Here is a 12,404-nt window from a genome sequence, read left to right on the forward strand (position 1 = left end):
CGGCCACACTGATGGCGGCGTGCGCCCTGCTGCCGCTGGTCGACTCGGCGACCTGGATCGTCCAGTCGGCGCTGCTGCTGGGCGTGCAGTCGGGCGTGGGCGCGGCGACCCGGCGGATACCGCTGCCGCGCCCGGTGACGGTGGCGGCGCAGGTCCTCGTGACGCTGATGCTGCTGACGCTGTTCTTCGCGCGTGAGCACGCCATCGCCGGGCTGATACCCGGGCCGGAGGCGTTCCGCTTCTTCGCCGAGCTGCTGGCGCAGGGCGGCGACGACGTCAACCGGTTCGCGATCCCGGCGCCGCTGACCGACGGCATCCGGCTGATGCTGGTCGGCGGGGTCCTGGTGATCGGCCTGCTGGTGGACACCCTCGCGGTGACCTTCCGCAGCGCGGCCCCGGCCGGGCTGCCGCTGCTCGCCCTGTACTCGGTGGCCGCGGGTCTGTCCGACAACGGCATCGACTGGTTGTGGTTCCTGCTGGCGGCGTCCGGCTACCTGATGCTGCTGCTCGCCGAGGGGCGGGACCGGCTCTCCCAGTGGGGGCGGGTGTTCAGCGGCACGGCGCGCGGCCCGGGCCAGGACCAGCCGGGTGCCGTCGCGCCGGTGCGTACCGGGCGGCGGATCGGAGTCCTGGCGGTGGGCATCGCCCTGGTGGTGCCGCTGGGCCTGCCCGCGATGAACGGCGGCCTGCTGGACCCGGCCGGTTCGGGCATCGGCTCGGGCGGCGGCGGGGGCGGCACGATCTCCGCGGTGAACCCGCTGGTGTCGCTGCGCGACTCGCTGAACGTGGACGAGGACCGCCAAGTGCTGTCGGTGCGCTCCGAGATGGCGGACGTGTCCGACCTGTACCTGCGGATCGTGTCGCTGGACGACTTCGACGGCACCACGTGGAAGCCGTCGAAGCGGTCCATCACCACGGTGCCCGACAACCGGTTCCCGACCCCGCCCGGCCTCGGCCCCGACATCGTGCGCACCGAGGTCGGGACGACGATCTCCACCGCCGACTGGTACGGCCAGAGCTGGCTGCCGATGCCGTACCCGCCGAGCGGGGTCAGCATCCGCGGCAAGTGGCGCTACGAGCCCGTCGGCATGACCCTGGTCGGCGACCACGGTCAGGACACCCGCGGTCTCTCGTACGAGGTGCGCAGTCTCGACGTGCGGCCCACCGCGGAGCAGCTGGCCGCCGCGCCGGAGCCGTCCCCCGCGATGAGGCGCGAGTACACCGAGCTGCCGGACTCCCTGCCGGCCCTGGTGGGGCGGACGGCCCGCGACGTGACCGCGGGCGCGGACAGCGCCTACGACCAGGCGGTCAAGCTCCAGGAGTACTTCACGCTGAACGGCGGGTTCGAGTACGACACCCAGGTCGACGTCGGCAGTGGTTCGGAGGCGATCGCCCGCTTCCTGCGGGACAAGCAGGGCTTCTGCGTGCACTACTCCTTCGCCATGGCGTCGATGGCCCGCTCGCTGGGCATACCGGCGCGGGTCGCGGTGGGCTTCGCGCCCGGCACCCCGCAGGCGGACGGCACGATCGCGGTCGGGCTGCGGGACGCGCACGCCTGGCCGGAGCTGTACTTCGAGGGCATCGGCTGGACCCGCTTCGAGCCGACCCCGACCCGGGGGTCGGCACCGCCGTACACCGTGCCGGAGGCGGCCGACAGCTCGGTGCCCGATCCGGCCCGGCCGTCCCAGGCCGCTCCGGAGGAGTCGTCCGCGGCGCCCTCACAGAGCGAGAGCTGCTCGCCGGAGCGCAGGAGGCTGGACGGGTGCGGCAGCGAGTCGCCGCAGGTGGCGCTGGACTCGGGCGGTGACGGACCGAAGTGGTACGCGCTGCTGCTGTGGGCGCTGGCCGGTCTCGCCCTCCTGGCGCTGCCGCTGTCGCCGGTGCTGTGGCGGCTGCGCACCCGGGCGGTGCGGCTCGGCGGGCACGGCCGGTCGGAGGCGGACGCGGCGCCCTACGTGCTCGCCCTGTGGGACGAGCTGACGGACACGGCGTGGGATCACGGGATCCCGCCGGACGAGTCGCTGACCCCGCGCGGCGCGGCCGCCCGGATCGTGCGGCTGGGGCGGCTCGACCAGGGCGCGGCGGCTTCGGTGCACCGGGTCGCCGACGCGGTGGAGCAGATCCTGTACGCGCCGCGACCGAGGCCGGTGGCGGGTCTGGCGGACGAGGTGCGCCGGGTGACCGCGGGACTGCGTGAGGGGGCCTCCCGGCGGGAGCGGCTGCGCGCGACCCTGGCGCCCCGCTCGGTGGTCCGGGTGGTGTGGGCGGCCTCGGCCCGGTGGGCGGACCTCCGGTCCCGTCTGCTCGCCCTCCGCCCGACCTGGCGCCGCCCGTCCCGCCAGCAGGGCTGACCCCTCCCCCCGGGCCGGCGGGACGTCTCCGCGGGCCCGGGGGCCGCGTCGATCGCCGCTCCGTGCTGCGCTCCGTGCCCCTGCGCTCCGTGCCCCTGCGCGCTGGGCCCTTACGCGGGTCGTCGTGCCACGGGGAGGGCGACGGGAGCGGTCCCTCGCGGGCGCGGGGTGCGCACCGGGCCGGCGATGACGACGTCAGGTGGCCCGGAGGCCCGGCTGCGCAGGTCGCACGCACGCGGACATGGTTCGGGGGGTGACCACCACCTGGTGGTCACCCCCCGAACCATGTCCCGATGTGCCGGAAGGCGGTCAGCGCCCGCCCTGCTCGTCCCGGCGCCGCTGCCACCGCTCTTCGATGCGGTTCATCATGGAGCGACGCTGTCTCCCCTGACGCCCCGCCTGCGGGGTGGCACCGGTGCCGGCGCCCACCTGCTCGCCCGGCTTGGGGGCCTTGCGCCAGCCGGTCACCGCGAGTACCGCGCAGCCCAGCATGACGAGGAATCCCACGACACTGAGCCAGACCTGCTGGGCGACCATACCGGCCATGAGGAGCGCAATACCAACGAGGAAGCCGGCGACCGCCTGGTAGACCCGTCGCCGGGTGTACGTACGCAGTCCGCTTCCCTCGAGCGCCGTCGCGAACTTGGGATCTTCGGCGTACAGCGCTCGCTCCATTTGCTCGAGCATGCGCTGCTCGTGCTCCGAGAGCGGCACGGAGTCCTCCTCATCGTGCAGTCGCCGGGGCGACCCGGGGGGTCCCTTCAGGATAGGCAGGGAATCGCCCCCGTGAAACCCGCCCCTCTACGCCAATTGGCCAACCGGTATCCACCATCACGTCCCGGCCCACTGAGGCTTCTCATTCCCCAACGGCCGACCCGTCATGCCGGGCGGTCTCCCTCGATCATACGGCTCCCCGCCGCCATTCGGGGGGCCTGTGGCGCACTCCATGCACGGCGGGGCCGCCGGACGCGCCGCTGATCAGCGGCGCGCCCCGGTCGTGTCTCAGGCCCCCCGGGCCCCTTCCGTCTCACCGAGCACGTGGAGCTGGGTGGCCACGGAGTGGAAGGCCGCGAGCTCGGCCGCCGCGGCCTCCAGCTTCAGCAGAGCGTCCAGGGCGCCCGGCTCGGTGTCCACGAGCACGCCGGGGACGAGGTCGGCGAAGACCCGTACGCCGTGTACGGCGCCGATCCGCAGGCCCGCGCCCTCCACCAGGGCGGTGAGCTGTTCGGCGGTGAAGCGGCGCGGCATGGGGTCACCGGTGCCCCATCGGCCGTTCGGGTCGTCGAGGGCCTGCCTGGCCTCCGTGAAGTGACCGGCGAGGGCGCGGGCGAGGACCGCGCCGCCGAGTCCCGAGGCGAGGAGGCTGAGGACGCCCTCGGGGCGCAGCGCGGCCACCGCGTTGCGCACGCCTTCGGCCGGGTCGTCGACGTACTCCAGGACGCCGTGGCAGAGCACGACGTCGTAGCCGCCGCGCTCGGCCACGTCGAAGAGGCCGTGGGCGTCGCCCTGGACGCCCCGCACCCGGTCGGCGACACCGTCCTCGGCCGCGCGGCGCTCCAGGGCGAACAGGGCGTTCGGGCTGGGGTCGACGACGGTCACCCGGTGGCCGAGGCGGGCGAGGGGCACGGCGAAGTTGCCGCTGCCGCCGCCGGTGTCGAGGACGTCGAGCGCCTGTCGTCCTGTCGCCTTGACCCGGCGTTCCAGGGCGTCCTGGAGGACTTCCCAGACCACGGCGGTACGGAGAGCGGCGCGGGGTCGCATCGGGTCCGACACGGTAGTGACTCCTCGGCGGGGCCCCGCCGGGGTCTTCGGCGGGGCGGTCGGGCTGGGGGTGCTGTGCCGTCCACCCTATGGCCTGCGGCGCGGGCGCCGGTCACCCGGAGGCTCGCTGCCGCCGTCGGCCCGCGGCGGGGGCAGGACCGGCTGGAGGACCAGCATGCGTTCGACCAGACGGAGGAACATCGTCACGTCGCGTATCAGGTCGTCGGCGTCGCGGGCGGTCGCCGCGCCCTGGACGCCCGCCTCGGCCAGGGCGCGGCGGCGGGCGCCGGCGGCGAACAGCGCGCTCCATTCGGCGAGCTCGGGCGCTATCTCGGGGAGGACGTCCCAGGCGCTGCGGATCTTGGCCCGGGCCCTGGAGGAGCTCTCGGGCCGGCCGCGGGCGGCGAGCACGGCGGCGGCGGTGCGCAGGGCGGCCAGGTGGGCCGTCGCGTAGCGCTCGTTCGGTGTCTCGAGGGCGGTGGTCTCGTCGAGGCCGGCGCGGGCCTGGGCGAGCAGGTCGAGGGCGGCGGGCGGGGCGGCGGCGCGGCGCAGCACCGGGTGGACGTCGCTCGCGGGGCCGTTCAGTGAGGGTGCAGGGCCGGCTGTGCGGCGCCGACGGGCGGCGGCTGCGGACGAGTTGGCCATGACGAACCTCCTGTCGTCTTCGTGACGGCGCGCCCCGAGACGGGGTGCCGTATGTGCACATCGTGAGGTATGCCACTGACAATCCGTTCTGACCTGCGCTTTTGCCTCGCTCGGACGTTCGGGCTAGTTTTTGCACTGACCAGTCAGTTCAAGTTAGTCGGTTCGACGGAGGGGGGACTGTGGACGACGGATTCGCCGTCACGGCCCACGACTTCGGCCTGAAGGGCTCGAAGGGCTGGGTGTTCCGCGGCATCTCGGCCGAGGCGGAGCCCGGATCGCTGATCGCGGTGGAGGGGCCGTCCGGTTCGGGCCGCACCTGCCTGCTGCTCGCGCTCACCGGGCGGATGCGGCCCACGGAGGGGGCGGCCGCCGTCGGCGGTCTGGAACTGCCCAGGCGGATGGCCGCCGTGCGCCGCCGCAGCGCCCTCGCGCACGTCGCCGGGGTGACCGATCTCGACCCGGCCTTCACCACCGGGGAGCACCTGCGTGAACAGGCGCTGCTGCAACGCCGGTTCGGCGGCCCGTTCGCCGGGTTCCCGCTCCGTGCGCGCGGTGGGCGCGCGCGATGGGAGAGGGATCGCATGGACACCGCCCTGGCCGCGGCCGGCCTGGACCTCGGGGCCCTGCCCAAGGGCCCGCGGACGGCCGTACGGGACCTGGAGCGGACGGAGGCACTGCGGCTGTCGCTCGCGCTGGCACTGCTGGGGCGTCCCCGGCTGCTCGGCGTGGACGACACGGACCTGAAGCTCTCCTCCGCCGAACGGGAGGAGATATGGAACCTGTTGAGGTCCGTCGCCGGCACCGGCACCACCGTGCTGGCCGTGTGCAGCGAGGCACCGGACGACGCGGTCGTCGTCCGCACCGCGGCAGGCCCGCTCGACGGGACGAAGGAGGTGGCGGCCGATGCGCTCGCCGAAACTGGCCGCCCTTGAGCTCCGGCGCTTCGGCCGGGGCACCCTGCCGCGCGCGGCGCTGGTCGCCCTGCTGGTGCTGCCGCTGCTGTACGGCGCCCTGTACCTGTGGTCGTTCTGGGATCCGTACGGGCGTCTGGACCGGATCCCGGTGGCACTCGTGAACGACGACGAGGGGGCCGGTGCCGAGGGGCGGCGGATCACCGCGGGCGACGAGATCGCCCAGGGCCTGCGCGACAGCGACACCTTCGACTGGCGGGAGGTGAGCGCGCGGGAGGCCCGGCGCGGGGTCGAGGACGGCACGTACTACCTGTCGCTGACCGTGCCGGCCGACTTCAGCCGCCGCATCGCCTCCAGTTCGGGCGACTCCCCCGAGGCCGGTGCCCTGCGGGTGCGGACCAACGACGCGAACAACTACATCGTCGGGCAGATCTCCCGGACCGTCTTCGGCGAGGTGCGGCGGGCCGCGTCCACCAAGACCTCCCGCTCGTTCCTGGACAAGATCTTCGTGTCGTTCTCCGACATCCACGGCGAGACCGTGAAGGCGGCGAAGGGCGCCGACGAGCTGAACGGCGGCATCGGGAAGGCGGAGAAGGGCTCCGAGGACCTGGCCGACGGCCTCACCGACGCCCGGAAGGGCAGCGGCAAGCTCTCCAAGGGCCTGAAGGACCTGCACGACGGCGCGGGCGACCTGGAGGACGGCTCCCGGAAGGTCGCGGACGGGACGCGCAGGCTCGCCGACAAGGTGAACGCGGTCGACGCCCGGGTGGGCCCGCTGCTGAAGGACGACGAGAAGGCCATCGGCGCCACCGCGCGGTTCGTCGCCGACTCGGCCGGCCGGCTCCGCGACGACCTCGACGCGCTGAAGGAGCGGGCGCCGGCCGCCGCGAAGGACGCCCGCGCGGCCTCCGGCACCCTGGACGGCGTCCACACGGCGCGCTGCGAGGAGGCCCCGCTGCCCGATCCCGGCTGCCCGGACCTGAAGAAGGCCAGGGACGCGGCGGCCACGGCGGCGGCCGTCGCGGAGGACGTCGGCGCGCTGGTCACCGGCCACCGCGCGGAGTGGAAGAAGCTCGACGGGCAGCTCGCCCGCCTGGAGAAGCAGGCCGGCGAACTCGCCGAGCGCGCCCCCCACCTCTCCGAGGACCTCAAGGACGCCGTCAGCCGGATCAACAAGCTGAACACCGGGGCGGGCAAGGTCGCGGCCGGAGCGAGGAAACTCCACCAGGGCCTCGGCACCGCCGAGACCGGCGCCGAGAAGCTGGACAAGGGCGTCGGCGAGCTGAAGACCGGCGCGGACGACCTGAAGGATGGTCTGTACAAGCTCGTCGGCGGCTCCGGAGAGCTGGCCGGCGGCCTGCACGACGGCGCCGGGAAGATCCCCGACTACGACGAGCGGGACCGCGACCGGCGCACCGAGGTGATGGCCGACCCGGTGCGGCTGGTCTCCGGCGACGCGCACAGGGCGCCCAACTACGGCACCGGTTTCGCCCCGTACTTCATCCCGCTGTCGCTGTGGGTGGGCGCGATGGTGGCGTACATGCTGATCGCGCCGATGAACCGGCGCGCCCTCGCGGCGGGCGCCCCGGCCTGGCGGATCGCGCTGGCGGGCTGGCTGCCCGTGGTGGCCATCGGGGTGCTGCAGACGGTGGCCCTGATGTCGGTGCTGCACTGGGCGCTCGGGCTGCAGATGGCGCGGGCGGCCGGAACGGTGGGCTTCCTGTTCCTGGTGACGGCGTGCTTCGCGGCGATCGTGCAGTGGCTGAACGCGCGCTTCGGCGCGGCCGGCCGCATCCTCGTCCTCGCCCTGCTGATGCTCCAGCTGACGTCGGCGGGCGGCACGTACCCCGTCCAGACGAGTCCGCCGTTCTTCAACGCGCTGCACCCGTTCCTGCCGATGAGCTACGTCGTCGAGGCGCTGCGGCGGCTGATCACGGGCGGTGGCCTCGGGCCGGTGTGGCAGGCCTGCGCCGTGCTGGCGGCCTTCACCGCGGGCGCCCTCGCGCTGACCGCGCTGTCGGCCCGCCGCCGACAGGTGTGGACGCCGGACCGGCTGCACCCGGAGCTGAGCCTGTGAACGGGCGGACCGGTACTCCTGTGACAATCGGGGCCATGGAAAGCAGCAGCACCACGCCGGGCGGCAGTGCCCGCCGCGAGGCCACCCGGCAGAAGCTCTACGAGGCGGCCGTCACCCTCATCGCCGAACAGGGCTTCTCGGCCACCACCGTGGACGAGATCGCCGAGCGGGCCGGGGTCGCCAAGGGCACCGTCTACTACAACTTCGCGAGCAAGTCGGTCCTCTTCGAGGAGCTGCTGCGGCACGGGGTCGGTCTGCTGACCGCCTCGCTGCGCCAGGCGGCGGAGACGACGGCCGCGGAGGGCGGCAGCCGGGTCGACGCGCTGGACGCGATGATCCGCGCGGGGCTGGTCTTCATCGACCGCTACCCGGCCTTCACCCAGCTGTACGTGGCCGAGCTGTGGCGCACCAACCGGGCGTGGAACTCCACGCTGCTGGTGGTGCGGCAGCAGGCCGTGGCGGTGGTCGAGGGGGTGCTGCACGAGGGCGTGGCGCAGGGCGAGTTCAGCGAGGAGATCGACGTCCCGCTGACGGCGGCGGCGCTGGTGGGCATGGTGCTGGTGGCGGCGCTGGACTGGAAGTCGTTCCAGCCCGGGCGTTCCCTGGACGATGTGCACGCGGCGCTGTCCCGGCTGCTGCAGGGGCGGGTCAGCGGGCGCCGCTGAGCCGGCCGTACGCGTGAAGGCGCCGGTCCCCCGGTGGCCGCGTCCCCCGCGGGCCACCGGTCGGACCGGCGCCTCCTCCTGCTCCCCCGTGCGTTCCCCCGTGAACCCCCGTTGCGGTCGTCCCCCCGGGTTCCCCCGTGCCTCGCTCCCGCCGACGACGCCGGCGGAAGGAGCGGATCGCGGGCCCGGTCCCCGCTCCGGCGCCCCGTGCCGCCGGTTCCGGGAGCCGTGCCCCTCTCCGTGGTCCCCACTCTCCCCTTTTCGCGGGTCCGCCCCCATCCGCGTGCGTACTCAACCCGGCGGCTAGGTACGGGTACTCACCCCTGCGCGCCCGGCCCCACGCCCGGACGGCGGGGTCTGGTCACGCGGGCGGGGGCCCGGGTACTCGGGGAGGGACCGCCGGTGGCCTGCGGATAAGGTCGCGGGCATGGCACGGATTGCGGTGATCGGCGCCGGGATGGGCGCGATGGCTGCCGCCGCCCGGCTGGCCGTCGCGGGCCACCGGGTGACGGTGTACGAGCGGACGGAGACGTACGGCGGCGCGCTGCGCCGGGTGGAGCGGGACGGGTTCTCCTTCGACACCGGGCCGGGGCTGCTCCCCCTGCCCGCCGTCTACCGCGACCTGTTCCTGAAGACCGGCAGGGAGCCGCTGGAGGAGTGCGTCGACCTCGTCCAGGTCGACCCGTCGTCGCACCACGTGTTCGCGGACGGCACCCGGGTGTCCCTGCCGAACGCCTCCCGCGCGGGCGTCGTCTCCGCCCTGGTGGAGACGCTCGGCCAGGACGCAGCCCGGCGCTGGGGCGACTTCCTGGTCCGGGCCCGGGAGGCCTGGGACCGCTCGCGCCGGCCGCTGCTGGAGGAGCCGCTGTGGCCCAACTGGCGGGTGCTGGCCGAACGCGAGCCGTATCCGGCGGTCCCCCACAAGAGGCTGCTGCGCACCCGCAGGGCGGGCACGCTCGCCGAGGTCGGTGCCTGGGAGCTGCGCGATCCCCGGCTGGCCGCCCTGCTGGAGAGCCACGCCCTGGCGTTCGGTCTCGATCCCCGCCGGGTCCCGGCGAGCGCCGCGGTGCTGCCGTACATGGAGCACGCCTTCGGCATCTGGTACGTGCGCGGCGGGATGCGGGAGCTGGCGCGCGCGGTGCACGAGCGGTGCCTGGCGCGCGGGGTCGGGTTCGTCTTCGGTGCGGAGACCGCGCGGATCGTGGTGGCGGACGGCCGGGCGGCGGGCGTGGAGTTCCGCGACGGGACGTCGGCCGGGGCGGACGTGGTGGTCGCGGGCGTGGACCACCACCGTCTGGAGCGGATGACCGCGCACCGGCTGTACGGGGACGGTGACGTGCGGCCCGGCGAAGCCGGACAGGGGCCGCGTCCGGGGCGGTTCACCGTGCTGCTGGCCCTGCGTGGGGGGCGTGAGGCGGGTGCGCCGCACCGCACGGTCGTGCACACCCCCGACCGCTCCGGCGAGCTGGACTTCCTCGCCGGCGGCGCCGAGCCCCCGGCACGGCCCACGGTGACGGTGCTGCGGCCGGACGACCCCGCTCTGCGCCCCGACGGGGAGCACGAGTCCGTGGTCGTGTCCGCCGTGGTTCCCCCGGGCGGCCGGTGGGGTGAGGACGGTGTCGCGGAGCGGTTCGCCGACCGGGTCGTCGAGGCCGCCGGGGAGGCCGTTCCCGGCCTGCGCGAGCGCGTCCTGTGGCGCGAGGTCCGTACGCCCTACGCCGGTGACGAGGAGACCGGTGCCGTGTCCGGGGGCATCCCCGCCCCGGCGCTCGCGGCGGGCGGAGGCCGGTTCCTCCGGCCGGCGAACGTCACCCCGCTGCCGGGGCTGTACCGCGTCGGCGGCTGGTCGCACCCCGGCGGCGGACTGCCGCACGCCGGGATGTCGGGGGCGCTGGTCGCGGGACTGATCGTCGAGGGGCCGGACTTCCGCGGCTCGCAGTGATCAGGCGTCAGAAACGGTACTGCTCGTCGTACCCGGCGCCGTTGCCGTGCGTCCGGCCGTCGCCCTGGTACGGGTACTGCTGCTGCTCCGGCGGGAGTTCACCGCCGTAGGGGTCCTCGGCGGTGCGCTGCTGCGGGACCCAGAGTCCGCCGGCCGGGGTCTCGCCGCCGTACCCCGCGGCGTACGGGTCCTGCCCGTAGCCCTGCTGCTGGCCGTACTGCTGCGGGTCGGCGTAGCCGGTGTCGTAGGTGGTGTCGCCGTACGTCCCGTTGCCGATGTACGGGTCGGAGTAGGCGGCGTACTGCTGGCCCGTGGTGTCGTAGCCCTGCTGCTGGCCGTAACCCGAGTAGTCGTAGGCGTAGTTGTTCTGGTCGGCCCCCTGGGTGGCCGCCGCGTACTGGTCCTGGGACGGGGCGGCGTACCCGGGGTCGCCGCCGTAGACGCCGTAGGAGCCGGTGTCGTCGGGCAGGGGCTGCGGTTCGTAGACGGAGGTGGTCTCCGCGGCCGTCATCTGCTCGGGACGGGCGGCGGGGGTGAACACGTCGTCGCGGTCGTGGTCGTCGTCCACGCCGTAGCCGGTGCGGTCGCGGCGGTCGTCGGCGTCGTCGCCGTAGCCGTCACGGGGCGCCTCCAGGTCGGAGACCTCCAGGGTCGGCTCCTGCCGTCCGCGGCCGCCGCGGCTGCCGCGGCCGCCCTTGGCGGCGGCCAGCGCCGGCGCGTTGACCGCCCAGCCGGCCGCGAAACCGCGGCGGAACGACAGCGTGACATAGGTCTGGCCGACCGCGAAGGCGGCGGCGCCCAGTCCGATGACGATCACGGACGGGATCAGCACGCCGAGCACGACGCCGAGGAAGCCGCCGAAGGCGAGCAGCCGCCAGCGCAGCCGTGCCTTGTACTGCAGCAGCACCTCACCGAGCAACCACAGCGCGACGATGCCGAACGCGATGTAGAGGACCGCCCAGCCCATGTACGCCCCTCTCCCAGTGGTCGTTACGCAGTGTGTCGTATGTGCGTGCGACCGGTCTAGGCCCGCGGTGGGTGGTGCAGGCCCAGGTTCTCGTAGATTTCCAGCGTCGCCGTGGAGTTGTTCAGCGTGATGAAGTGCAGTCCCGGCACTCCCTCGGCCAGCAACCGCGCACAGAACTCCGTGGCGAAGTCGATACCGATGGAGCGTACCGCCGCCGGATCGTCCTTCGCTGTGAGGATCCGCTCTTTCAGGGCGTCGGGGAACTCGGCGTTACTGAGCTTTGGCAACCTCTCCAGCATCTTCACGCTGGTCACCGGCATGACTTCGGGGATCACGGGGGTTTCGCAGCCCGCGGCGTGTACTCGGTCACGCAGGCGCAGATAGGACTCGGGCCGGAAGAACATCTGGGTGATCGCGTAGTCGGCGCCGGCCCGGCACTTGTCGACGAAGTGGGCGACGTCGGTGTCCCAGTCGGCCGAACGCGGGTGCATCTCCGGGAAGGCGGCGACGCCCACGCAGAAGTCACCCGACTCCTTGATGAGCCGGACCAGGTCGGCGGCGTAGGTGAGGCCCTGCGGGTGCGGGACCCAGTCCCCCATGGGGTCGCCGGGCGGGTCGCCGCGCACGGCGAGCATGTTGCGGATCCCGGCGTCGGCGTACTGGCCGATGATGTTGCGCAGTTCGGCGACGGAGTGGTCGACCGCGGTGAGGTGGGCGACCGGGGTGAGGGTGGTGTCGGCGGCGATCTGCTCGGTCTCCCTGACCGTTCCGGCGCGGGTGGAGCCGCCCGCGCCGTAGGTCACGGAGACGAAGTCGGGGGCGACCGCCTCGACCCTGCGCAGCGCGCTCCACAGGTTCCGCTCGCCCTTGGGGGTTTTCGGCGCCGAGAACTCGAAGGAGTACGTCGTCCTGCCTGCGGCGAGCATGTCGCGCACGGTGCGTGCGCGGTCCGTCCTGGTGGATGCGGTTCCGAGGGCCATACCGGCAGGTTAGCCAGGGCGTCGCGGTCCCCCAACCAGAAGCGGGAGATTTGCCCTCTTTGTCGACTTGTCGTCCACCCCTTGGACAGATCTGAGACGCACGGG

Annotated in this window: 10 protein-coding genes; 5 read left to right on the forward strand and 5 right to left on the reverse strand. The window is 73.9% G+C overall.

What is annotated here, in order from left to right; translation table 11 throughout:
- Positions 1 to 11 precede the first annotated feature (11 nt).
- Positions 12 to 2,351, forward strand: coding sequence for a transglutaminase TgpA family protein (locus IE118_RS01585; protein WP_189556046.1), 2,340 nt, complete (start codon positions 12 to 14; stop codon positions 2,349 to 2,351).
- A gap of 309 nt (positions 2,352 to 2,660) precedes the next feature.
- On the opposite strand, the gene IE118_RS01590 is transcribed toward IE118_RS01585, so the two are convergent.
- The 3 genes from IE118_RS01590 to IE118_RS01600 all read right to left on the reverse strand — a co-directional run bounded on the left by IE118_RS01590 (position 2,661) and on the right by IE118_RS01600 (position 4,757).
- Positions 2,661 to 3,065: an SCO2097 family morphological protein gene (locus IE118_RS01590; protein ID WP_189555380.1), complete on the reverse strand. Its 405-nt coding sequence runs from the start codon at positions 3,063 to 3,065 to the stop codon at positions 2,661 to 2,663.
- 288 nt (positions 3,066 to 3,353) lie between these two features.
- Positions 3,354 to 4,124: a methyltransferase gene (locus tag IE118_RS01595; RefSeq protein WP_189555381.1), complete on the reverse strand. Its 771-nt coding sequence runs from the start codon at positions 4,122 to 4,124 to the stop codon at positions 3,354 to 3,356.
- Between the two features lie 75 nt (positions 4,125 to 4,199).
- Positions 4,200 to 4,757, reverse strand: a complete 558-nt coding sequence (locus tag IE118_RS01600) for an SAV_6107 family HEPN domain-containing protein (RefSeq protein WP_189555382.1) — start codon at positions 4,755 to 4,757, stop codon at positions 4,200 to 4,202.
- A gap of 179 nt (positions 4,758 to 4,936) precedes the next feature.
- Here IE118_RS01600 and IE118_RS01605 point away from each other — a divergent pair, with 179 nt between their 5' ends.
- From IE118_RS01605 to IE118_RS01620, 4 genes are all read left to right on the forward strand, one after another.
- Positions 4,937 to 5,689: an ATP-binding cassette domain-containing protein gene (locus tag IE118_RS01605; RefSeq protein WP_189555383.1), complete on the forward strand. Its 753-nt coding sequence runs from the start codon at positions 4,937 to 4,939 to the stop codon at positions 5,687 to 5,689.
- Positions 5,661 to 7,745: a YhgE/Pip domain-containing protein gene (locus IE118_RS01610; RefSeq protein ID WP_189555384.1), complete on the forward strand. Its 2,085-nt coding sequence runs from the start codon at positions 5,661 to 5,663 to the stop codon at positions 7,743 to 7,745. The genes IE118_RS01605 and IE118_RS01610 overlap by 29 nt, the downstream gene beginning before the upstream one ends.
- Positions 7,746 to 7,780: 35 nt before the next feature.
- Entirely contained in the window at positions 7,781 to 8,410 is a 630-nt protein-coding gene (locus IE118_RS01615) for a TetR/AcrR family transcriptional regulator (RefSeq protein WP_189555385.1), read from the forward strand.
- Between the two features lie 427 nt (positions 8,411 to 8,837).
- A complete protein-coding gene (locus IE118_RS01620) occupies positions 8,838 to 10,352 on the forward strand; it encodes a phytoene desaturase family protein (protein ID WP_189555386.1) in 1,515 nt (504 codons plus the stop codon).
- Positions 10,353 to 10,359: 7 nt separating this feature from the next.
- On the opposite strand, the gene IE118_RS01625 is transcribed toward IE118_RS01620, so the two are convergent.
- The gene (locus IE118_RS01625; protein ID WP_189555387.1) at positions 10,360 to 11,319 is read right to left on the reverse strand and encodes an SCO2102 family sporulation regulator; all 960 of its coding nucleotides are present in this window, start codon (positions 11,317 to 11,319) and stop codon (positions 10,360 to 10,362) included.
- 56 nt (positions 11,320 to 11,375) lie between these two features.
- Positions 11,376 to 12,299 carry a methylenetetrahydrofolate reductase [NAD(P)H] gene (metF, locus tag IE118_RS01630; protein ID WP_189555388.1) on the reverse strand — a complete coding sequence of 308 codons (924 nt, stop codon included), beginning with the start codon at positions 12,297 to 12,299 and terminating at the stop codon, positions 11,376 to 11,378.
- Between the last annotated feature and the right edge of the window lie 105 nt (positions 12,300 to 12,404).

Source organism: Streptomyces pilosus, from assembly GCF_014649835.1.
Lineage (GTDB): Bacteria > Actinomycetota > Actinomycetes > Streptomycetales > Streptomycetaceae > Streptomyces > Streptomyces pilosus.